This window comes from Paenarthrobacter sp. NPDC092416 (assembly GCF_044755025.1).
Lineage (GTDB): Bacteria > Actinomycetota > Actinomycetes > Actinomycetales > Micrococcaceae > Arthrobacter.
The window spans coordinates 140,540-163,426 of record NZ_JBIVQG010000002.1 but is presented as its reverse complement, the minus strand read 5'-3'; the positions used below and the strand labels follow the sequence as shown (position 1 = coordinate 163,426).

At 63.5% G+C, this 22,887-nt stretch carries 12 protein-coding genes; 5 read left to right on the top strand and 7 right to left on the bottom strand.

From position 1 onward, the window contains the following. Positions 1-22 precede the first annotated feature (22 nt). Complete coding sequence (locus ACIQC5_RS04905) at positions 23-1,501, top strand: aldehyde dehydrogenase family protein (RefSeq protein WP_400278918.1); 1,479 nt, start codon at positions 23-25, stop codon at positions 1,499-1,501. A gap of 6 nt (positions 1,502-1,507) precedes the next feature. After that, the gene (gene fdxA / locus ACIQC5_RS04900) at positions 1,508-1,834 is read left to right on the top strand and encodes a ferredoxin (RefSeq protein WP_400278917.1); all 327 of its coding nucleotides are present in this window, start codon (positions 1,508-1,510) and stop codon (positions 1,832-1,834) included. 10 nt (positions 1,835-1,844) lie between these two features. Here the strand turns inward: fdxA and ACIQC5_RS04895 are convergent, their stop codons facing one another. After that, positions 1,845-2,588 (bottom strand): response regulator transcription factor, encoded by a 744-nt coding sequence (locus ACIQC5_RS04895; RefSeq protein ID WP_400278916.1) that lies wholly within the window; start codon positions 2,586-2,588, stop codon positions 1,845-1,847. Between the two features lie 100 nt (positions 2,589-2,688). Between ACIQC5_RS04895 and ACIQC5_RS04890 the strand changes: the two genes are divergently transcribed. After that, complete coding sequence (locus ACIQC5_RS04890) at positions 2,689-4,359, top strand: sensor histidine kinase (RefSeq protein ID WP_400278914.1); 1,671 nt, start codon at positions 2,689-2,691, stop codon at positions 4,357-4,359. A gap of 10 nt (positions 4,360-4,369) precedes the next feature. On the opposite strand, the gene ACIQC5_RS04885 is transcribed toward ACIQC5_RS04890, so the two are convergent. The 3 genes from ACIQC5_RS04885 to ACIQC5_RS04875 all read right to left on the bottom strand — a co-directional run bounded on the left by ACIQC5_RS04885 (position 4,370) and on the right by ACIQC5_RS04875 (position 8,259). Next, on the bottom strand, positions 4,370-4,582 hold the full coding sequence (locus ACIQC5_RS04885; protein WP_400278912.1) for a PLDc N-terminal domain-containing protein: 213 nt from the start codon (positions 4,580-4,582) through the stop codon (positions 4,370-4,372). A 61-nt stretch (positions 4,583-4,643) separates the two neighbouring features. Continuing rightward, entirely contained in the window at positions 4,644-5,852 is a 1,209-nt protein-coding gene (locus ACIQC5_RS04880; protein WP_400280128.1) for a restriction endonuclease, read from the bottom strand. A gap of 172 nt (positions 5,853-6,024) precedes the next feature. Beyond that, a complete protein-coding gene (locus ACIQC5_RS04875) occupies positions 6,025-8,259 on the bottom strand; it encodes an McrB family protein (protein WP_400278910.1) in 2,235 nt (744 codons plus the stop codon). A gap of 268 nt (positions 8,260-8,527) precedes the next feature. Here ACIQC5_RS04875 and ACIQC5_RS04870 point away from each other — a divergent pair, with 268 nt between their 5' ends. Continuing rightward, positions 8,528-10,297: a M23 family metallopeptidase gene (locus ACIQC5_RS04870; RefSeq protein WP_400278908.1), complete on the top strand. Its 1,770-nt coding sequence runs from the start codon at positions 8,528-8,530 to the stop codon at positions 10,295-10,297. A gap of 882 nt (positions 10,298-11,179) precedes the next feature. Here the strand turns inward: ACIQC5_RS04870 and ACIQC5_RS04865 are convergent. Next, positions 11,180-14,992, bottom strand: a complete 3,813-nt coding sequence (locus ACIQC5_RS04865; RefSeq protein WP_400278906.1) for a glycosyl hydrolase family 95 catalytic domain-containing protein — start codon at positions 14,990-14,992, stop codon at positions 11,180-11,182. A gap of 83 nt (positions 14,993-15,075) precedes the next feature. Then, on the bottom strand, positions 15,076-15,699 hold the full coding sequence (locus ACIQC5_RS04860; RefSeq protein ID WP_400278905.1) for a hypothetical protein: 624 nt from the start codon (positions 15,697-15,699) through the stop codon (positions 15,076-15,078). Between the two features lie 562 nt (positions 15,700-16,261). Here ACIQC5_RS04860 and ACIQC5_RS04855 point away from each other — a divergent pair. After that, positions 16,262-19,237, top strand: coding sequence for a beta-galactosidase (locus tag ACIQC5_RS04855; protein WP_400278903.1), 2,976 nt, complete (start codon positions 16,262-16,264; stop codon positions 19,235-19,237). A gap of 73 nt (positions 19,238-19,310) precedes the next feature. On the opposite strand, the gene ACIQC5_RS04850 is transcribed toward ACIQC5_RS04855, so the two are convergent. Further along, positions 19,311-22,868 (bottom strand): DUF1349 domain-containing protein, encoded by a 3,558-nt coding sequence (locus ACIQC5_RS04850; protein ID WP_400278901.1) that lies wholly within the window; start codon positions 22,866-22,868, stop codon positions 19,311-19,313. Positions 22,869-22,887 lie beyond the last annotated feature (19 nt).

Genomic DNA, 22,887 nt, shown 5'->3' with positions numbered 1-22,887 from the left:
TCCCGAAATCCTAAGGAACACCATGACGTCCACAGCAATTGACCCCCAGGCGATCACCGACCAGCGGACCATCACAGCCCAGCACCTCATCAACGGCCAGTGGCTGGGCGAGGCCGACACCGAACGAATGAACCCCGCCCGCCCAGGCGAGCTCGCAGCGCTCTCCCCCAGCGGCACCGCCGAAGACGTCGACGCCGCGATCAGCGCCGCCGCCGCCGCACAGCCCGCATGGGCGGCCCTGCCCGCACCGGCCCGCGGCGCCATCCTCATTGAGGCAGGAAACCTGCTGATCGAACGGCAAACCGCAATCGCCGAAGACCTGGTCCGGGAAGAAGGCAAGACCCTGGCCGAGGCCAAGGGCGAGGTCAAGCGTGCCTCGGACGTGCTGCGCTTCTTCGGTTCCCTCGGCTGGGCCGCCACCGGCGAAGTACTGCCCAGCGGCCTGCCGGACACCACCATCACCACGCGCCGTGAGGCCTTGGGGGTGGTGGGACTCATCACGCCGTGGAACTTCCCCATCGCCATCCCCGCATGGAAAACAGCCCCCGCACTGATCAGCGGAAACACCGTGGTCATCAAGCCCGCCGAGCTGACCCCACTGTCCGCGACGCACCTGGCCCGGGCATTGCAGGACGCCGGGCTACCCGCAGGGGTGTTCAACGTAGTGCACGGCAAGGGTCGCGTGGTGGGTGACGCCCTGGCCCGCGATCCCCGCATCGCCGGCTTGTCCTTCACCGGCTCCACCAACGTGGGCCTCGGACTTCAGGAGATCCTCAACGCCCGCCGCGCTCGCGTGCAGCTGGAGATGGGCGGCAAGAACGGCGTCCTGGTCCTTGACGACGCCGATGCCCGCAAGGCAGCACAGGTAGTCGCCGCAGGCGCGTTCGGCCTCACCGGCCAGGCGTGCACCGCGACGTCCCGCGTCTACGTGACACCGGGCATCCGCGGCGCCTTCCTGGACGCCTTGGTGGCCGAAGCCGCTGCCTACACGGCTGGCGACGGCCTCGACGGCGGGGCCCGGATGGGCGCTGTGGTCAGCAGGCAGCAATTCGAGCAGGACCAGGCAGCGGTGCGTACCGCCGTCGAACGCGGTGCGACACTCCTGCACGGCCGGTACGACGGCGACCCCAACGGTCCGCTGTTCTTCCCGGCGGCGATTCTCACCGAACTGCCGTTTGACGACGCAGCCGTGACGGAAGAGATCTTCGGGCCTGTAGTGGCGGTCCTGGAGGTGCCCGACTACGAGGCAGGCCTCGCCGCCATCAATGATTCCCGCTACGGGCTCACGGCCGGCATCTGCACGGATTCCCTGGCGCTCGCTACGGACTTTGCGGCCCGTGCGCAGGCCGGCGTCGTGAAGGTCAACCGCCCCACGGCCGGGCTGGATCTGAACGTGCCGTTCGGCGGCGTGAAAGACTCGTCCACCAACACGTTCCGCGAACAGGGCAGGTCCGCAGTGGACTTCTTCACGTGGGGCAAAACCGTTTACACCGGTGTGTAGCGCGCCATGAGCTACGTGATCGCCCAGCCCTGCGTGGATGTAAAAGACAAGGCGTGCATCGAGGAATGCCCGGTGGACTGCATCTACGAGGGCGACCGCTCGCTCTACATCCACCCGTCAGAATGCGTGGACTGCGGCGCCTGCGATCCCGTGTGCCCCGTTGAAGCGATCTACTACTCGGACGACGTCCCTGATGAATGGGCTGACTACGTTCGGGCCAATGTGGAGTTCTTCGAGGACCTAGGGTCGCCGCAAGGCGCAGGCGGGCTGGGCAACCTGGGCCGCGACCATCCCGTGATCACCGCGGAACCCGTCCGCGCTCACTACCCCTAGGAGGGGACGCTCAGTTGTGGCTGGAGGATGGCGCGAGCCGATAGCCGACGCCTCGGACCGTTTCCAGCCAGCGCGGGCTCTGGATGCTGTCGCCCAGCTTCTTGCGCAGGTTGCCCATATGCACCTCAACGGCACGTTCGTCCGCGTCGCTGACGTAACTGCCGACGTCGTACGGTTCGTTCCTGAGGCGCCGTGCCAGATCCGCCTTGGTCCGCACAATCCGGCCGGTCTCCAGCAAGGCCAGCAGGAGGTCGAACTCGGTTCGGGTCAGCTTCAGTTCGGCTCCGTCCAGGACGGCCGAACGCGAGCCGGCAGATACGGCCAAGCCGTTGTGGCTAAGTTCGGGATCCGGCTCTTCAACGGGACTGGTGACGTTCGACGCCGATCGCGGCCTTCTCATCATGGCCTCCACACGGGCGCGCAACTCGCGCGGCCGGAACGGCTTGGTGAGGTAATCGTCGCCGCCGGCTTCCAGTCCCATGAGGGTGTCCAGCTCTTCAGCGCGCGCTGTCAACATGATGATGTAGGCATCCGAGGACTTGCGGATCTGCCGGGCGACCTCAAAACCATCAATGTCAGGGAGCCCGAGGTCAAGGGTAATAACGTCCGGGTTCAACTCACGCGCGGAATTAACACCCGCGGATCCAGTGGACGCGACGTGGACTTCGAACCCCGCTTGGGAAAGAACCACACGGACTAATTCGCGAATATCCTGATCATCTTCGATGACCAACCCAACGCGTGCTTCACTCATCGTCGCCCCCTCGGCCGCTTCGATATCCTGAGAAGTATATCCGCTATGGTTAGGCTGATCTCATGAACCGACGTACCTTCGTATCCGTGGTGTCCGTCCTATGACGCAGCCAAACACCTGGGATATCGATGAAAAGAAAAGACTGCTGATTTTCAGGCGCTCATTCCACGAACATTCCCTGCGAATGCGCGTGGTCTTGAGCCAATTGCCGTTGTCGGTTACCACCTGTATCGCGGCGATTTTGGTTTACGTGTTTTTCCCCGAGACCCTTGAGAACCCGCTGTTCCTTCTGTTCTTGCTCAGCCAGGCACTGCTTTTGGCGGTGTGCTTTATTGTGCCGTGGCACCGGCTGCCTTTTCCGAGTTTCCTGGTCATCCCGGTGTTGGACATGGTCTCCATCGCGTTCGGCCGCGAGGGCGGCCAGGAGTCCTTGACAGGGTTGAGCGTTCTGGTGGTGCTGCCCGTCATCTGGCTGTGTGCCTCCGGACTGTACCCGCGGCTGGCCATCGCGCTGTCCTTCTTTGGTCCGCTGGCAATCGTCTGGGCACCACTGCTGATCCGCGGTACTTTCACCGTGCAGGCATTCACCAAGCCCCTGCTGTTCCCCATCCTGATTCTTGGCATCGGCGTTTCCGTGAGCGTGCTGACGCTGAGCATGGTCCGGCAACAGCGCGCGCTGGAGGAAAAGGACGAGGCCCTCAAAGAGGCCCTTGGAGCCAGCACCAAACAGGAACGCCTGGTAAACACCGTCATGGAGGCCCTCCCCCTGGGAGTGGTAGCCGTCGACGGCGATGGCAACGACATCCTCATGAACCGGCGCCAACGCAGGACACACCTGTTGGCCACCCCCAAGGACATCGAAGACCCCAACGAGTCGCAACTGCTGGTTTTTGATGAGGACAGGACTTCTCCCCTTCCCGCCGATCGCCGCCCCGTCCGCAGGGCCGTGCTCGGCGAAAGTTTCACGGACCAGCTGGTCTGGATCGGCCAAGGATCCGAGCAGCGGGCGTTTACCACCAGCGCACGTCCCATGCTGGATGATGCCGGGAATTTTGCCGGTTCCGTGGTGGTCTTCAGCGACGTCACCGAGCTGGTCAACGCGCTGGCCGCCAAGGACGACTTCGTAGCCAACGTTTCGCACGAATTCCGGACTCCGTTGACGTCCATCCTTGGCTACGTTGAACTCCTCCTGGACGACCCCGCCGGGCTGGACCACATGGCCGTCACGCAGCTGGGGATTGTCCAGCGCAATGCAGATCGCCTTCTCACCCTGGTGTCCGACCTGCTGGCAGTACGTTCCGGCCAGATCGCCATCCAGCCCCACGCCGTGGACGTCGCCGAACTGGTGCGCGGCAGCGTCAACTCTGCCGGTCCCAGGGCAGCGAAGGCCGGAATCCGTTTGTCCATGGACGTACCCGACGCACTCGAAGCCCATGTGGATTCGTCGCGCATTGCCCAGGTACTGGACAACCTCGTTTCAAACGCGATCAAGTACTCCCCCGACGGCGGGGACGTGGTGGTGGCTGCCTGGGAGGACCAGGAACATGTGTTCTGCCGTGTAAGTGATACCGGAATGGGCATGACCGAAGAAGAACAAGCAGAAGCCTTCACCAAGTTCTTCCGCGCCGGCAGCGTACGCAACAGCACCATTCCCGGCGTCGGACTGGGCCTGCCCATCAGCAAGGCGATCGTCGAAGCACACGGCGGCACCATTACGCTGCAGAGCGAACCAGGACGCGGAACAAGCTTTACCGTGCGGATGCCCGCCTGAGCCGTCCCGCTTACTTGCGTGCCAAACCGGCATCCCGACGCCGGCCGAAGAGGAAGTAGCTCAGCGGGCCAAAGAAGTTGATGAACGCAACAGCCCGCCACACGGCTTTCTTACCCCGAATTTGGGCGTCCGGCGTCTTGGCAATGCTTCGCTGGGCGGCACCCAGAAAAGCCATCTGCGCCGCTCCGATGACCATGAACGTGATCCGTTCACCCTTGCTCATATCGCGCCAGGATTTCCTGCGACCCATGATGCCTCCGTCCGCGAAAGGTGTACCTCTCAGGCTAGTCCGACGCCGTCCGTCCCGCCACAGCCTGCCGCACCACATCGCCCCACGACTGTTCGGCGAGGTCCGCCACGGCGGCCAGGATTTCCGACGGCGGCCGGGACAGGTCCAGCGGATACTCCACGATGTCGATGTCCGTGTTGAGGATCCGCCGCAGTTTCATCTCCCCGGAGCCCGCGTACACAAGCCAAGCCGTGGGAACGCGGAGTGCCGTGCAGTACGCCAGCAGCTGGTAGTGGTCGGCGTTAAGGGAAGCACCGGCGTCGGAAGCTGCTTTGTACTTGGAGTCGTAGACCACCACGGGCCGGCCACCCAGGAAATGCACGGCGTCGGGCCGGACCGTCAGCCGATCAGAGTCGCGCACGGCCTCGTTGAGCATCGCCCCGTATTGGAGGCGCATCTCCCCCGGGTGGGCGCGCATGGCCTCCCGCAAAGCGGTGCCCACGAATTCCTCGAAGACCCGTGCCATGTCCACCACGAACGATGCCGTCTGCTGCTTGCCCTCCCCTGCTTCGGCGGAGGCGTTGCGCAGGATCACCTCGGACAGCCGCAGCACAGCGTGATACCGCAGGTTCATCCGGCTGGCCCGCCACGGCGGCAGCGGCGCCCCGGACTGAAGCCGGGTAACGGCGTCGAGCTTTCCCTTAAGCTGCCGCAGGCGGCTCAGGACGTCGGCCCGGACACCGGGCACCTTCCCCATCCGTTCCAGGGCGGCGCGCAGGATGCGGTTCTCGGCGATGTCCTCGGTGAACTCGTCGTAGGAGACTTCGAGCGGAACCATCATGCCGGGCCTGCGGGAGATCTGGTCCGAGATACGGATACGGCCCTTGACCGTGCGCAGCGACTCGTCGATGGTGAGGTAGCCCTGCAGGACGCCGCGGCTCAAGGCCCGGTCCGCCAGTTGAGCCAGCGATTCAGCCAGGGCACTCCACAGATCAGGGTGCTCGATCGCCGCAACGGAATGGTCCTGGAAACCCTGTTCGCCCGCGTAGCTGAGCAGGAACAGCAAGCGGCTAAGGCCGAGACGGTCCTTGGGCCGCACTTCAAGTTGAACCGTTGGGGTCCGGACCGAACCCACTTTTCCGGCTGGTTCAATCCTGTAGAGTCCCATGCCCATTGGCGAGGCCTTGGCCAGCCCGCTGGAGTTGATGAAGGCAGCCGTCTCGGGGTCGAACTTGTCCACGACGCCGCCGGAAAGTTCGTCCATGACGATGTGACGGACGGCCGCGGACGCACCTGGGCGGTTGGCTGCGCTGGGGCGGTTGGCTGCGCTGGGGCGGTTGGCTGCGCTGGGGCTGTTGGCTGCGCTGGCCGGAGCCCGGCCAGGCCGCGGCGGGATGGCTTTGCCCGGCAGGGCGGCCTTGCCCGGCAGCGCGGCCTTAGCGGGCCGCAAGTCGTCCCAGCAGTTGTTCCAAGCCGAAGCGTTCTTCCAACTGCGCCCGGTTCAGTTGACCGTGATAGTGCTCCTCGAGAAGCGGCATGAGCTCGTACTTCCAGATCCGCCGCAGACCGGTAGGGTTCTGCGCTGCATTCTTCATGAAATACGACGGCCCGATCATCAGATCCCGATCCCAGTCGTCGATCGCATCGTTGAGGGCATCAAGCAGGTCCGCGTTGAGCGTGTCGAGCCCGCGCGCCGCGAGGAAGCGCCGCAACGAACCGCGGACGGGCTCCACTTTGGGGTGCAGTTCGATGAACGCGAAACGGCGGCGGATGGCGGCGTCCATCATGGCGATGGAGCGGTCGGCCGTGTTCATGGTGCCGATGATGTACAGGTTGTCCGGCAGGCTGAAAGGCTCATTCGGGCTGTACTGCAGGTAGATGCGATCGTCACGGTACTCGAGGAGGAAGTACAGCTCACCGAACACCTTGGCCAGGTTGGCGCGGTTCATTTCGTCGATGATGAGGAAGTACGGCTTGTGGGAGTTTTCGGGCCTGGCAGCTTCTTCGGCGAGACGGCGCAGCGGGCCGGCAACAAGCTTGAACGAGACCTGACCGTCGTCGGTCTTGTCAGGCCGGTAACCCTCAAAGAAATCCTCGTAGGCATACGACGGGTGGAACTGCACCAACTTCACGCGTTCGTCCGTGCTGTCGCCGGCGAGCTCGGCGGCCAGGTGTTTTGCCAGGTACGTCTTACCGGTTCCCGGCGGACCGTAAAGGACCAGCTGGCGGTTCTCTTCCAGGAGTTCCGCGATCTCTTTCAGGGGTTCGAGGTCCATATGCAGGGACGCAGCGAACTCTTCCGTCAGGGGACGGAAACCTTGTTGGACCACCTCGACGACGGCGGTGGGCGGGGCCTCGTCCTCGCCATCGGTTTCGGCTTCCACAGGGAGCAAAGCTTCCAAGGCCTGGATGACTTTGGTGACGTCCACGATGATGCCGGGCGTGGACAATTGACGCTGCACATGGCGGGGAAGCTCGGTGATGGCGTAACTGTCATCGAACCAACGGACCTTGCGGCGGATGCGGCGATTGTCCTCGTTGTGTTCAGGCTCGCCAAGGACCACGCCTACGCGGACCCTCCCCGCGTTCTGGAAGAGCGTGAGGTCGCCGGGCTTCATGACTGTGAGGAAAGCAAAGACAGCGGTTTTGGTGTCTTCGCGTTCCACGTAGCCCAGGTGCTTGTAGTCCTCGTCCACTGCGTGCTGGACCACGCCGGCTGTGACGCCGGCCGTCAACGAGCGCAGGTGTTCTGTCTGGAGGGTTGCGTTTTCCTCGCCGACCCAGTTGGCCAGGAGATCCGCATTGTCGTAATGCGTGCGCAGCAGCCACGAACGGCGGCCGGGGTCTCCCACTTTCCGCCACTGGCTGACCAGTTGGCGGGCGTACCAATCGATGCGCTGACCGGCTTGTTCGTCCAAGTGCAGGCGTATGCGGTGGATGTCAGCCGTGATGTCCTCGTCCGTGTCGCCCTTGGCGCCGCCGACCAGCGAGGCGAAGGCATCACGAATTTCCCGCCGCTCCACGTCTGCCACCACGGGCTCGAAGTAGCTGGGCCACACCAGGTATTCGACGCTGCGCCGCAGGGCGGGCTGATCTTCCGGCGTTCCAGCCGCGAGCTCGTGGAACTTCAGGGGATCGGCCAGCGCCTTGTTGATGGCTTCGGTGCTCTGCCCGTCCACATGGATCACAAAGCGGCACAACCATTTGAGGTGGTCCCAAATGGTCCAGTTGAATTCGGCCGTGCGGTCGCGGATGACGCCGTGATCGGTCATGCCTTCATACAGCTCTTCCGGCAGTTCGACAGCCGGCTCCAGCCACGACGCCGCTTCGGCAACGCGGGCACGCTTCACCCTGAGGGACTTGACCTCGTGGGCAAGCGGAAGGGATTGCAGGAACAGGAGTTCCACGGCCAGCAATTTGGCTTCCCGCGAGGCATCTTCCAGGTTTTGGCGCAGGTTGGTCATCATGGGCGCTTTGGAATCCTCGACGCCGCGATCCAGCCGTTCGAGCAACTCCGCGGCTGCGTCCGCCGTCCACGTCAAAGTCCTGCCATCCAAGGCCGAAGGTTTGCCGTGGAGGGCGGGAGCGAGCACATACCACGCCGCATCTTCGATCTCTTTTGAGATTCCGGGGGCGCGGGTCATGGCAGTCTTCGCGGAGGGAGTCACCATGCCAACTTACCTTGTTTGGCCGATCCGGGCACTCGGGAAATACACAGGATTGCTTGCATGGCAGGCATGGGCCCAGCGCATGGGTTCATCGATCTGGAGTTGGCGATCCATGCTCGGAACCGGGAAGCATTGACGACCGGGCGGCGCTGACGGTATCTTTGCTTAGACACCCTTATGTTCACGCAAACATGCACTGATCGGATCCAGACGATGTTGTCGACTTCCAACGCTTTCGCCGGGTCACGGCCCCAGCCCCGAGGTGCGCTTAGTGAACAACGCCCCAGCTGAAAAAGGCCCTTCGCGATTCCGCTCGCATGTGCGGCTCCCCCTTGCCCTGATCCTGGCGGCCACCCTCCTGAGCTTCCAGCCGAGTGGGGTTCCAGCGCCGGCGTCCACAGCCGAAAGCCTGAAGGAACAGGCCATTGAGCCTGCATTTTCCGCAGCAAACGCCCCCGCGAATGACGTTGCTTTGCAGGCGAGCAACTTCTCCCCCACAGCGTCCCAACCTTCCGATTCAGCTACGGCCGCCTTGGCGTCGGGATTCTGTCCACGAACCGACTCCGTGCCCGGCATGCCAGCTGCCCGCGGTTTCGCTTCAGACTCCCAACTCCGGAACGCTTCGATCATTATGGTGGCCGCCGACAATCTGGCGTTGCCGCGCGACGCACAAATCCTTGGCGTTCAAGCCGCTCTTGGTGAATCCTCCCTTGAGATTAAAGATTTCGGGGACGCCGCAGGGCCGGATTCGCGGGGACTGTTCCAGCAGCGGGCAAACGGGGCTTGGGGCTCCTACGCCGACCGCATGGATCCCTTTGTCAGTGCAACCAGCTTCTTCCTGGCGCTGCGGAACATCAAAGACTGGCAGCTCTTGCCCTACAGCCTCGCCATCCACCGGGTACAGGGAAATCAGGATCCAGACCACTACGCCAAGTACCGGCCGCTGGCCCAAGAGATAGTCACCTTCCTGAGTTTGAGGGGTCCGGTCTCCGCTGGTGCTTGCTCCGTCGGCGTTCCTTCATGGCCTGAATTGAACGCCTCAGCGCCTCGCCTTGGGCGTCCAGGCCCAGGAACTTTGATGTCTCCGCTGCTGAACTTGGTCAAGAGTTCTCCTTTCGGTTCGCGCACCAGCCCGATCACCGGTTCTCCCGGCGAATTTCATACTGGTCAGGACTTTGCCGCCGCCTGTGGCACACCCGTCCATGCTGCCGACGCCGGATACGTCCGCGAAGTGGGCTGGCACCTTTGGGGCGGAGGCAACCGCGTCGAAGTCGACCACGGCAACGGCCTGGTCACCACGTACAACCATCTGCAGGCCGTGGGCGTACAAAAGGGACAAGCCGTCGGGGCTGCCGATGTTGTGGGCCTGGTTGGCTCCACGGGTTGGTCAACCGGATGCCATCTCCACTTTGAAACCATCGTCAACGGCACCTTGGCAGACCCGTCAGCGTGGAGCCTTATCCCCCTTCAAGGCGAGGCGTCTATTGATGGCTTGCGCATGACCAGCTTCACGCCCGCAACGGGAACGACGCCGGCTGAGCAACCGATCTGGTCGGTTGTAGGGACGCCGGTGGCCGGGCCAGTCTCTGAGCCGACAACCGAGCCCACGGCACCGCCGACTTCTGCGCCCGTGCTGCCGACCCCACCGCCTGCAGCCACGCCTGTCCCGGCACCGACAACCGTGCCCACGGCCACGCCGACCGCGACACCCACGGCCACGCCAACGCCAACGCCAACGCCTGAACCGACCACCACGCCTACGCCGACGCCGACGCCGACCACTGAACCGACCACCACGCCTACGCCGACGCCGACGCCGACCACTGAACCGACAGCGACGCCTACACCAACACCCTCGCCCACGGCCGAACCCGCTCCAGCGCCGACCACGGCTGAGCCCGCCCCAGCGACGGCACCCACCGTTGAGCCCGCCCCTGCGCCTGCACCGACTCCGACGGCCACGGCCACGGCTGTCCCGCCGACCACCGAGCTCTCCCCTGTACCAACCACCACATCAACGGCAACGCCCCTTGCTCCGTAGCCAAGCAGCTATGCCCGGCCAGCATCGGGCCCAGGACCCTCGCACCCGCTCCCGCCCCACGCACCCGTACCCCACTCGCACCCGTAACCGCCCCACGCACCCGTACCCCACTCGCACCCGTAACCGCCCCACGCACCCGTACCCCACTCGCACCCGCTCCCGCCCCACGCACCCGTAACCACCGCCGCGAACGGCGCGAACTGGTGCGGCAACACCCAAACCACAGGCTCCCGCAAACCCCGCGCACCCGCTCCCGCCCCACGCACCCGTACCCACCGGCGCGAACGGCGCGAACTGGTGCGGCAACACCCCGACCACTGGCTCCCATGAACCACTCGCACCCGCTCCCGCCCCACGCACCCGTAACTACCGGCGCGAAAGGCGCGAACCGGTGCGCCCCAAACCCCCACCGGCGCGAAAGGCGCGAACTGGTGCGGCAACCCAGACCACCAGCTCCCGTGAACCACTCGCACCCGTAACCGCCCCACGCACCCGTAACCACCGGCGCGAAAGGCGCGAACCGGTGCGCCCCAAACCCCCACTGGCGCGGGTGGCGCGAACTGGTGCGGCACACCCCGACCGGCAGGGATGGCGAACCCGGTGCGGCAACGCCCAGTCCACCAGCTCCCGTGAACCACTCGCACCCGCTCCCGCCCCACGCACCCGTACCCCACTCGCACCCGTACCCCACTCGCACCCGTAACCGCCCCACGCACCCGTAACCACCGGCGCGAAAGGCGCGAACCGGTGCGCCCCAAACCCCCACCGGCGCGAACGGCGCGAACTGGTGCGGCAACACCCAGAAGACCACTAGTGACGACGGCGGCCCCTCACCTTTCCAGCGAAAGGTGAGGGGCCGCCGTCGTTCTTGGAACAGCTGGCTTAGTTCCCGCAGTTCCGTGCTTCGTAGGGCACCACACTGGCCTGGCTGACGGGGACGCCCCCGAGCGTGGCCGTTGCCGTGACGGTGACTGAGCCTGCAGGGAGGGTGCCGAGACGGGTAGTGAATGCATGGGTCGCGTTCTTGCCCGGCGCAACCGACGCAATGACCTTGGTGCCGTAGGCGCTATCGAAACGGAATGTCACCGGGACGCTGCTTCGGTTCGTTGCAAGCACCGTGAGCACAGCCTTATTCGCAACGCACTTACCCGCCGCTGACGCCGTGACGTCCAGTGCCGGCGCAGCTGCCATCACCAAGTTGAGGCTCGTGGCTTTGGCGCCGCGGTTGAGCGAAGCAAGTACCTGCAACGCGTGATTGCCCGCGGGCAGACCGTCGATCCTGGCCGTCCACTGCCCGTTCTGTCCTGTCAGTGCACTCTGCTTCACGGCACCGGACGGGTCGCTGATCAGAACCGTGGCACCTGGATCTGCCGTACCTGCAACGTCAAAGGGCGTGTTGGGACTGACCGTGGCTCCGTTGGCGGGCGAGGTCACCACGGGCGCAGTCGGGGTGCCGACAGCGACGGCAGTGGCGGTGAATTCACCGCAGCTGATCCAATTGCCGTCGAACGATGACAACCCGGTCATCCGCACATAGCGGGCATTCGAACCGTTCAGCGCGACTGTCCGCGCGGACGTATCGTTCGGGAACGAAGCTTCAGCGGACTGCGTCCACGTGGTCCCGTCCAGGCTGGTCTCGAAGCGGATGTCCTTGATCCGGCCGTTCTCGGCCGCCCGTGGAACGCAACTTGCTGCTGCCACAGGGTATACGGAGCCGAGGTCAATGACCGCCCAATGCGGCGGCGGCGTCGAGTTGGAGCTCCACTGTGTGTGCCATCCTGGTTCAACCTGGCAGTCCACCAGGTTCCGTGCGGGCCGATCTTCCTGGGCTGTTTCCTGGCTGCTGTAGGCCACCACGGACATGCCGTCGCATTGGATGCCTTCAGTGACCTTGACGGTGCGCTGTTGGGTCAGAGTGGGTCCGGAGTCAGGTTGGAAGGTCGCTGTAAGCGTGGCATCGCCACGCGCACCCGTCGGTGACCACGCTGTGAACTCCACCGGCTGGGCGGACCCCGCCGTGGTCTCGCCGATACGGACCGACTGCGGCGATACGAGCCACCCGTCCGGCGCCGTCAACTTGAGCAAGCCGGGTGCGAGGTTTCCGCCGAGCGCCTGCACGGTGGCCGTCGTGACACCTCCCGCCCCGGCCTGTACGTATTCCGCGCCGCCGAGTTCCAAGCTTGCCGGTACCGCGAACCGGTAGACGTGCCCGGCGACTGCTTCGAAAGTCAGCACTCCAGCTGTAGGCTGCGCTGCGATCGTTGCCCCTGTGGTCTCGTCGACGGCGGAGAACCCGCCGTTGAAGAGATCGCTGCGGACCGTGACGGGGCCGGCGGCCTTGGGCGCAACCTTGACCAGCTGGGTGGCTCCGCCGGCCCACTTTGCCGAGACCTTGGCGCCGCCACGGGCAACCAGATTCTCGTAGGATCCGTTGGCCCATACCGATGGCCGTGCGGGCAGGACGTCGATCTCATTGTGCTGGCTCTGCAGCAGCATTTCAGCAATGCCGGAGGTGCCGCCAAAGTTGCCGTCGATCTGGAACGGCGGGTGGGTGTCCCACAAGTTGTCGAGTGTTGAGTCCTTCAACTGTCCGGCGAGCACGCTCTGGGCACGGTCACCGTCCAGGAGTCGGGCCCAGAAGTTGACCTTCCACGCCTTCGACCATCCGGTTCCTCCGTCGGTCCGCGCGTTGAGCACCGTCTTGGCGGCCTGCGCCAGGGCGGGTTCGTTTCGAACATCAATCGCATTCCCCGGGTAGAGAGCGAACAGCTGGGAGACGTGGCGGTGGGTATTCCACTGGTTATCCAGGCTCTCTTCGGTCTTCCATTCCTTGATCTGACCCCAGCTACCAATGGCCAGGCCTGGATCCATCCGGCCCAGTGCATCCTCTACCCGGGCGCGGAATTCCGGGTCCACGCCGAGCTCTTTGGTGGCGTCGATGGTGCTGCTGAGCAGGTTCGCAACGATCTGTTCCGGCATCGCGGCGCCGGCCGTGAACGGACCCTGCTCCGGTGAGAAGCTCGGCGTCACAACGAGTTTCCCGTCACGGGGATCCTCGCGGAGGTTCTGCAACCAGAATTCTGTGGCTTCCTTCATCATGGGGTAGGCCCTGTTGGCCAAGTAGTCTTTGTCGCCAGTGAACTGGTAGTGCTCGTAGATGGGTTGCATCAGCCAGGCAGCTGCTTCGGGCATCCAGAACGAGGTGGGCCAGTCGTGCACACCCGTGAACCCGAAGACGTTCGTGTTCTGCTGCACGATCCAGCCGTCGGTTCCGAACATGGACCTGGCTGTCTCCCTGCCGGGCTCCACCAAGCCCTGGACAAAGTCGATCAGCGGTTCGGCTGAATCGGAGAGTCCTGTCACTTCGGCGGGCCAGTAGTTCATCTGGACGTTGATGTTGGTGTGGTAATCCGCTTCCCACGCCGGACTCGTCGAGTCGTTCCACACTCCTTGCAGGTTGGCAGGGAGGCCGCCCGGCTGTGAACTGGAAATCAGCAAGTACCTGCCAAAGGCGAAGTACAACGATTCGAGCCATCGATCCTGCGGCGACGACCCACCCGAGTAGTCAGCGAGAACTACGTTGGTGGGATCAGTGGGAGGAACGCCCCCAAGGTCCAGGGAAACGCGGTTGAACTGTTCGCGGTAGTGGTCCACATGGGTGGCCCGTACAGCGTCATAGCCCTTGGCCACCGCCGCGGTGACATCGGCGACGGCTTGATCGTGCGGATCCACGCCGCGGTACGTCGGGTAGTCGGCGGCGTAGTCGGTGCCCATGGTCAGGAAGATCGTCGCAGAATTTGCTCCCGACACGGTGACTTGACCGGCGTTGGCACCCAGCGTGCCTCCGTCCGCCACGACCTTGGCCTGGAGCTCGTACTTCATGCCGTTCTCCGCGAGGGATCCCTTGACGGTGATCTGGCCGTCATTGCCTGCAGTAACCTGCGGCGAGTGCGGTGATTCGAAGCGCGTCTTGAACGCGATCTGTCCGCTTTGGTCAGCGGTAAGCCGGAAAGCAATCACGTTGTCGGGTGTGCTGGCAAGGTACTCGCGGGTGATCGTCGCCCCCGACGTGGTCTTGTAGCGGACCGAGGACACCGCGCTGCCGATATCGAGACTGCGGCGGTAGTCCGTGTATTCGGAGGCACCTGGAACTTCCAGGAACATATTGCCGAACACTTGGTACGCTCCGAAACCAGGGATACGGCCGGGGCCACCGTTGAAATAGCTCGGGTTGCCGAGAATTGCAGCGACTTCTTCCGGCGACATGGATCCCTGCTCGTCGAGCTTGTCCCTGACTCCGTCCAGTGCCCCCGGACGCGGCCCAGCCCAGTTGCCGAAATTGTAACCGTCCCGGGAACCGGGTCCGCCCGTCCACAGCGAATGTTCATTCAAGGTCAGTCGCTCCTCGGAAACACCGCCAAAGATTGATGCACCCTGGTCGCCATTGCCGATCGGCAGGGATTGGTTCTCCCAGGAGGTGGCCGGAGTGTCATACCAGAGCGTGGTCGTCGGATCCGGAGTCATGGACGAACCTGGAGACAGGGGCTGCCCGCCTTCCAGCACTACAGCGGCCGATGCCGGCGTCGACCGGCTTTGCAGCTCGAATAGCGCCATTCCCGTGATCGCCAGCGCGCTCATTGCGGCAGTCGCCGTTGCGCGTGTGAGGAGGGAACGGGGGCGGGTGGTGGTGAACATATGGCTCCTTGCACGGCTTTGGACAGGTGGAGAAATACGCAAAATGGTCCGGCTCCCCCCAGGGTGCCGGACCAAAAGAGCGATTATTCGAAGAGCGACAACGTCAGGTTTGCGGTGTAGTTGCCGGGCGCGACGGTAGCTGGCGTGCGCAGGAACAGTCCCGCGGTCGCGGTCCATTGGCCTTCAGGAGCAATCGCGGCAGAGTCCAAGGCCAGTGCAAGCAGTTCCTTGTCCACCAGGCCTACTGCGTCGGGACCCGAATCCATGACTGTCTCTACCACGTCGCCCTCGGCAACCTGGCCCGATTCACCGCCGTCGATCAGCGAGGGAGCCCATCCCAGGTGGCCGGCTCCGATCGCCGGCTGACCTGCGGCTCCGGTGAAGTCGGTCGACGAACCAATGACGTACCAGCCAGCTCCAGCCGGGATCTGATCCGGCAGTCGCGTATCAGTCACGGTTACTGTCGGCAGCGAACCTGTGAACTGGCGGACGGTTGGGGTGGAGCCGGTTTCAGTCAGTGTGGCCGTGGTGCCTGCCACGCTCATTGCCAGAATTCCAGGCTCGTCGATTTGGGCGATCGCAACGTTCAGGTCGACGTCTTGGTCCCCGTGGTTTTCTTCAGCCATTGCGGCTCCGGCAACGCCGGCCAGTAGTGCCGTGCCAACGGCAGCCGCCGAGATTCGCGCGATTAGGCTCGCTTTGCTCATCGTCTTGCTCCTTGCTTCGGGATGCGAAAAGTTTCTTATCCGGGTGTCGCGTAATAGATGGCGCCAGGGCGGACGCCGTGCTCGTTTTACGGAATCCAGGTCGGCGAAAATTCACCCGCCCGCGCCCGAATATTCGGGTGGCTTCAGGTTGGGTGAGCAAGCCGCCGGTGCGCCCCCTTGCGCACGCGAAACGGCCTGTGGGTAAGGCTCACTATGCAAAAGTTTTCAAGAATGTTTACGTAAACTTACACGCGTTTCCGGCATCCTGCAAGGGTGCGGGCCAACGTTCACCCGTCCGCGCGGAACATGTTCGCCAACCCTTGACATATGGGCGCAATCGGAGGACATTGACTCCAAATGTTTACCTAAACATGGATCGCCGTTCCGTATGAAATGGGCGGGCGGCACTCACTCCACACCCTGTGCCGGGCACAGACCAGGCATGACATGAGACGAGAGAGCAATGGTGCATCTAGATCCCCGAACCCGCGCAATAATCCCCGGCGCGACTCAAAACATCACCCGACGCGGAGTCCTCAGACTCTTCGGCGTAGGTTCGGCTTTGGTCGTCCTATCCGCAGCCCAACAGAGCGTAGCCCCGAACAATGCCTTCGCCGCCGACGGCGTTGACGCAATCCCACCGCTGGGCCCCTCTACGGCGAGCAATCTGAACAGTAGTGACGTTCTGGACGTTTACGGCCGACAAACCCATGACGGCGCCCAGGTCATCCAGTGGCCCAGCAGCGGGACCGATAACCAAAAGTGGATCTTCTCGGTCCAGGAAGACGGGTGGGCCACCATTGCGTCCTACAATTCCGGCAAGCTCCTGGATCTCCAGAATGGTGCCACCGCAGACGGAACCCGTGTGGTCCAATGGGCCGCTTCCGGCTCACCGAGCCAGCAATGGCGCATAGAGACCGCCCCGGACGGTCGGGTAACCATCAGGAACCGGGCGAGCAACACGCTGCTCACGGTGGCCGGAGATTCCACCAGTGATGGTGCGGAAATCATCATCCGTGCAGATAACGGCCACGCCAGCCAGCGGTGGGCCCTTGAAGGGCCGCCCGGCTCAGCGGGGCCGTTCGTGCTTGATTCGCGGGTCGTCGAGAACCGCACTGACGATCCCGTTCCCAATGCGGGCAGCGTGGCAGCGGGCGTTGCCTACGCGGTGACCAAAAACGGGTGGTCCCGCGATGGGCAGCCCTGGTATCCGATCAGCGGAGAGTTCCACTACGTCCGGTATCCGGAAACCAAGTGGGAACGGGAGTTGGGCAAGCTCCGGGCCGCAGGTGTCTCCATCGTGGCCACCTACGTCTTTTGGAACCACCACGAGACAACTCAGGGCACGTGGGATTGGTCCGGCAAAAGGAACATTCGGGCATTCGTAGAGGCCGCCCAGCGCCAGGGGCTCCAGCTTTGGCTCCGCGTTGGACCCTACGTCAACGCCGAGACCAACAACGGCGGAATTCCTTCGTTCGCCTTGAATGGTGCCCGCAGTAACGACGCTGGATACCTGGCCAAAGTCGACGCCTACTTCGCCCAAATCGCCCAACAGCTCACTGGCCTCTGGGTTAAGGATGGGGGGCCGATCGTTGGCATCCAGCTTGAGAACGAATTCGCTCAGGGCGACCCCGCGCACATCACCCGGCTGCGCCAGATGTGCGAAGCCCACGGAATTGTTGCACCGTTCTACACCGTGACCGCCAACTCGAACTTCGATGACAACGTGGCGATCCCCTTGCAAGGTTCCTACAGTTATCGTGGCTGGGAGTGGGGCGGAGGAACGGGACCTGTATCGGGCTATGTTTTCGGCACCGACGAATGGACGGCAAACACTGACATCGGCGGAGCCCGATACGACACTCTCGACTACCCCCGGGGATACTGCGAACTTGGCACCGGCAGCCCGATGAAGGGCAATGACCGATTCCTTGTGGAGGCAAAGTACGTCGTGGGGCAGGCATACGACAGTGTCGGCCGGGGCTCGAATTACTTGGGCTACTACATGTTCCACGGCGGGACCCAGGTTCAGGGTCTGTCGGACAGCTGGCCGTTGACCTATGATTTCCAGGCTCCCATCGGCGAGTTCGGCCAGACGCGGGAATCCTACGCACAATACCGTCGGCTGCACACTTTCCTCGACTCGTGCGCCGACGAGCTCGTCAAGACCCGGGTTTCCCGGGACCCCGGCCAGATCCTGGATCCAACTGTCACGTGGCGGCCTCGGTTCATCGGACGGTTCGACGCCAATGGGCGCGGGTTCGTGTTCGTCAACAACACTCAGCGCAACGTCACCATGACCCCCCAGCCCCGGCTGCAGATCGAGGTCCAGACCTCCGCTGAAACGGTATCTCTGCCTCTGACATCCAGCACCATGCCGGTCAACAAGTACAACTTCTTCCCCTTCATGACGGACCTCAACGGCGTCACCCTGCGGTGGGCCACAGTGGAGCCGTTGGCAAAGCTCGACGGCGACGACCTGCCCACGTGGATCTACTGGGTACCAAGCTGGACCACCCGGACACTGGCGTTTGCCGCCGATACCGTGGTTGACGATGAAATCGGCACCACCGAACGCCAGGTCGTAGGAGGTCAGCTCCTTGTCAAGGTTTCAGCAGACCAGCGCAGCTCCGTCATCGTTCGCGGCACCAACGGAACACCGGCGGCACGTCTCATCCTGCTGACCGAAGCGGAATCACTCAACGCCATGGTTGCCAAGATCGACGGAAAGTCCCGGCTTGTTGTCACCTCAGGCGGCCAAATCACGGGCCTGAAACCGCAGCTGCGGTTCTCCGGCCTGGCTGGCGGTACTTGCACCGTAGCGGTGTTCCCTTCTGCGGGGCTTCTCCCCTCGGGCAGATGGACGGCTGTGCCTGGCGGCGCTCCGTTCGCCGGGTTCCAAGCACGCTTGGACGCTTCCGTGGCTGCACCAACGGTTACCGCTGAGAACGGTGGCAAATGGCGCATCAACGTTGCCGAAGAGTCCTTGGCCGGCTTGGTGGAGGCCCGCCTTGCTCTCGACTACCAGGGCGGACGGGCGTCGCTCCTCGGCGCCGGCGCCACAGTAACCAACGACCTGTACCACGGCGAGTCATGGACGATCGACTTGGCACGCCTCGACGCAGCGGCCCGGGCAGACCTGGTGGTCCAAATCGACGCATGGGACGACGCAATCAACGGCATCAGCAAACCGGCCGGAAACATGCCGGCGCTGGCTGGATGGACATGGCAACCGATCCGCGACGTTGAGTGGTCCGGCGCCGGTCTTGAGACGCAGGTGACCACCCGCTGCGTTGGGAACAAGGTCTACGTGACAGTCTCGGTGAAGAACGCTGGTGATCGCCCCGTTGATATCGCGGTGCAGTCACCCTACGGATCGAAGACGTTCGCAGCTGTGCAACCGGGTAAATTCGCAACGTCGGCGTTCAACAGCCGCGCGGCTTTCATTGGGGCTGGTGAAGTAACCGTCACCGGGAGCGTAGCCGGAGCCGTGACCTACTCGGCCAAGTTGCCGTTCGCAAGCGCTACCTGCAGCTGATCGAACAAAGAATGGCTGGTTGCCCGATCCAATGGATCGGGCAACCAGCCTTTTTGGTTCTTCCAGTAAATACTTAGCCGCACACCGTCGCGGAATAGGGGACGGTCAGCGTGGTGGGGGCGCCCGTGGAAGCGGTCGCAACCACCGTCACGGTACCGGCAGCCACCGAGACCTGCCTCGTGCTGAACGCGTGCGTGGCGTTCTTTCCCGCCGCGACAGAGGCGAACGTCTTCTCACCGAATGCGGACTGAAGCTGGATTCCCACAGCTGTGGGCGAATTGTTCGTGGCCTTCACGGTGACGATCACCTTGCCGGCAATGCAACGCGTATCGGCAGTTGCGGTAACAGCCAGACCGGGTGCCGGAGCGACTACGACGGCGGTGGTGGTCACCACAGCGGGCGTGAATCCTCCCGCCGACGCCGTTACCCTCGCCTGCAGGGATCGGCCCGAGTGCTCGGGCGAAGGCGTGAATGACCTTCCGGTGGCCCCGGCCACGGCCTCCCCGTCCACGAGCCAACCGTAGGTGAGCTGTGCCGAGGCCGGTGCGACGGAAGCGTTCACGGTGACTGGTTGACCGACCACCGGAGCGTGGTCCAGCGCGACTCCCGTCAGCGCTACCGTTTGGCAGCCACTAGCGGGCTGAACGGCGACGCCAGCGGCCAGAGACACGATGGCCCAACGGTAGGTCTGTCCATTTCCGTCGGGTGTGAGCGTCTGGAGTTCGACGATATTGGGGCCGGCAGCCAGGGTCACGTCGAGGCGGCCGCCGTTGGTCGAAGCCGGTTTGCCATTCACTGTGGCACGGACTTCGGTGTTGGCTTCCCCGGGTGTGATCGTGGCGCTTACCGCGGTGACATCCGAACTTGCGACAGCGAACCAGGAGCGCGGAGCCACTGCATTACCCACGTTCACACCGGTCCACGCCACGGACGCCGCTGCCGCCGGAGCGGGGGCCGGGGGAACGGAGCTGAAGAAGGGTGCAGCTGTCCCGTTCACCGAGAATCCGGCCAATTCGAACGACGTAGCGTGATCAGATGAGCCAGCGGCCATGACTCCTGCGCGTGCAGCTCCTTCAGCCACCCCGGTGTTCGTGATGGTGCCAATGGACGTGTAGGTTGTCCCGTCTGTGGAGTAGCTGCCGGTGAAAGATCCGGCGCTGCGCGTGACTTTGAGCCATATGTCTGCGCTGGGCGGTGCCGCTACCTGTGTGTTTTCGTTGGGGTTCTGGTTGGTTTCAGTCACGAGTGCAATCACCGGTGAACCGCCGGCGTGTTTGCGGTGCAGTGCAACATAGTTGTCGTCGTTCACGTAGAACACCAGGCCGGCTTCTTCGTAGCTGCTCTTTGTTGCCCCGCTGAGCTTCACTACGGCCTCAGTGGGTGTAGTTGCCCCGCTGTCGCGCAGCAGGACGTTGACGGCCGCGTTCTGGTTGGCCCAGAGGCCATTCTGGCCGGACGTCAGCCGAACGGTATCCGCAGCAACCGCGCCCCACCGGGAGGTGTCCTCCCGTACCCATGAGAATCCGGAAGCCAGCACCGCGCCCGGGACTGGCAGACGGTTGTCAGTGTTGATACCAACCCCGTCCGTACCGGAAATCTCGGAGGAGCTCATGTCCCCGGTATCAGCCCGGACGTTGAACCCGACGTCGTACTGGTTGTCGGTGAGATTGATCCTCTGGCTGCCGTCGAATCGGAAGAGGGCTGTGCTCGACGCCGCCGAAGGATCCGGTGCGGTGGTTGGTCCGTAGTGGAGCACGGCGTTGCCGGTGAATTTCACATCCGATACCGAGCGCGCACGCAGTACCTCGGTGCCCGGCAGCAGGTTGAACCGGTTGCCCTCGATGGAGACGTCGTTGTGCACAGTCAGCCCTGGCACGGACCACTCGTTGGTGGGATCGAAGAAGATCACCGGGCTCGTGGTGGCGGGTCGGTCAAAAATGTTTCCACGGATCACCAAGCCCTGGGCACCACTGGACTCGTACCAGGAACGGGCATCGCCAGAGACGTAGATGCTTGCCATGGTCATTTGGTCGAAGTGGTTGCGTTCAATAAGCACAGGTTTCGGAGTGGTGACAAGGACGCCGCGCGTCGGCACTGACTCGAAGGTATTGCCGGCGATAAGGACTTCCGGCGTGTACGTGAGGTTCTCAGCGACGTGCGAGTCAACGCCCACCCCGGCTGGGATCGGATCCTGGAGTGTCAACGTCATCTCTGTGAGGTTCTGGTTGTGGTCCTGGCCCGAAGGCCCCTCCACGGCAGCGACTCTGAGTTCGCTCTGGCCCGTGGGCAGCATCGTGGAGCGCTCAACAAACCGGAGGCTGTCGCCCACATGGAACTGGGGGAACCCGGCAGTCTCCCCGTGCATGTAGCGGAGTGTCACCTTGTTGGCTCCCCGATCCACACTCTTCACCTGAACATAGGTGCCATGGACGTTAATGGGGTCATCATGCGGGTTGTCAAAGAGGCTGTTGATCACCTGCACCTTGCCGGCGACGCCCGACATCTGGATGAAGTCAGCGAAACCTGCGGTCTGACGCCAGGTGCCGTCGGCACTGTGGAAGCGCACGCCGTCGACGGTTACATTGCGTGTCAGCTGGGACACGATACCGAAGCCGTGCAGATAGTGCAGGTTCAGGTCGACGAGGTCGGTGTTCTCGCTCTCCCATACGAAAGCGCCGGGCGTGTCCCGTGTGGATTGGCGCATCTCATAGACGTTTCCAGCACCGCCAGGATCGGGACGCCCCCCGTAACTGATCCGGAGCCGGTTGTTGCCGAGCTCCGAGATGCCAGTGGCCCCATCCCAGATGGGTGTGGAGGACCGGTGCGTCTCCCCTGTCGCGAGATTGCGGACCTGATTGAATCCGTTCCAGCTCACGTCCGGACCCTGGGTCCAGTACGGCTGGCCGGTGTAGGGGCTCGCCTCACCAAGGAACGTAGCGGTGGATCCGTTGAGTTGGTAGCGGGTCCCGGGCGGGACCTGGATGTCGCGGTATCCCGCACCTTCGGAAACACCTGTGCCCAAGACGGTCAGGTCGACTGTTCCGGGGGCCACCCAGTCCGTGGAGAAGTTCTTGAACGTGACATTGGTGGATTTGATGGAAGCGAACTGGGTTTGCTTGCCATGCTGCCGCAGGACCGACCCTTGACCGTCGACTATGACGTCGTTCATCCCCTCGACCAGTACGCCGATGTTCTTGACGGCGTAGCCGGTGTCTGCGCCCGTTGTATTGGACACGTAGAGTTCGCGTTTAGGGGTTTTCTCCGGATAAATGTCATACGTCCCGCAGGGAAACACCAGCGTGGTGGGTGTACCGAGTGACTTGGCGTACTCGACGGCGGCGTTGATTGCCTCCGCGGAGTCCCGGGTACCACTCGGATCAGCTCCGAACGTGGTGACGTCAACCACTGTGCGGTTGGCGTTGTGCTGGGCCATGGTGGAGGGATCGCCGACCACCCGTTCCTCGGCTCCGTACCCCACTGTCCTTGTTGACAGCAGTGATGCAGCATTACCCGGATCAGGTGCGGCGTTTGCCGGGACTGCGACCCCGGACGCTATGACGGCAGCGATAATGCCGACAGCGAGGCCGGAACCGGTTCGCCATGAAGACTTTGACCACAATGTCGATGTCATGTTTGGTGCCTTTCCATCC

What these genes read in the sequence shown, in the direction of transcription:
- ACIQC5_RS04905 (WP_400278918.1), top strand. Translation starts at nt 23, where the DNA reads ATGACGTCCACAGCAATTGACCCCCAGGCGATCACCGACCAGCGGACC.
- fdxA (WP_400278917.1), top strand. Translation starts at nt 1,508, where the DNA reads ATGAGCTACGTGATCGCCCAGCCCTGCGTGGATGTAAAAGACAAGGCG.
- ACIQC5_RS04895 (WP_400278916.1), bottom strand. Translation starts at nt 2,588, where the DNA reads ATGAGTGAAGCACGCGTTGGGTTGGTCATCGAAGATGATCAGGATATT.
- ACIQC5_RS04890 (WP_400278914.1), top strand. Translation starts at nt 2,689, where the DNA reads ATGACGCAGCCAAACACCTGGGATATCGATGAAAAGAAAAGACTGCTG.
- ACIQC5_RS04885 (WP_400278912.1), bottom strand. Translation starts at nt 4,582, where the DNA reads ATGAGCAAGGGTGAACGGATCACGTTCATGGTCATCGGAGCGGCGCAG.
- ACIQC5_RS04880 (WP_400280128.1), bottom strand. Translation starts at nt 5,852, where the DNA reads ATGGACGAACTTTCCGGCGGCGTCGTGGACAAGTTCGACCCCGAGACG.
- ACIQC5_RS04875 (WP_400278910.1), bottom strand. Translation starts at nt 8,259, where the DNA reads ATGGTGACTCCCTCCGCGAAGACTGCCATGACCCGCGCCCCCGGAATC.
- ACIQC5_RS04865 (WP_400278906.1), bottom strand. Translation starts at nt 14,992, where the DNA reads ATGTTCACCACCACCCGCCCCCGTTCCCTCCTCACACGCGCAACGGCG.
- ACIQC5_RS04860 (WP_400278905.1), bottom strand. Translation starts at nt 15,699, where the DNA reads ATGAGCAAAGCGAGCCTAATCGCGCGAATCTCGGCGGCTGCCGTTGGC.
- ACIQC5_RS04850 (WP_400278901.1), bottom strand. Translation starts at nt 22,868, where the DNA reads ATGACATCGACATTGTGGTCAAAGTCTTCATGGCGAACCGGTTCCGGC.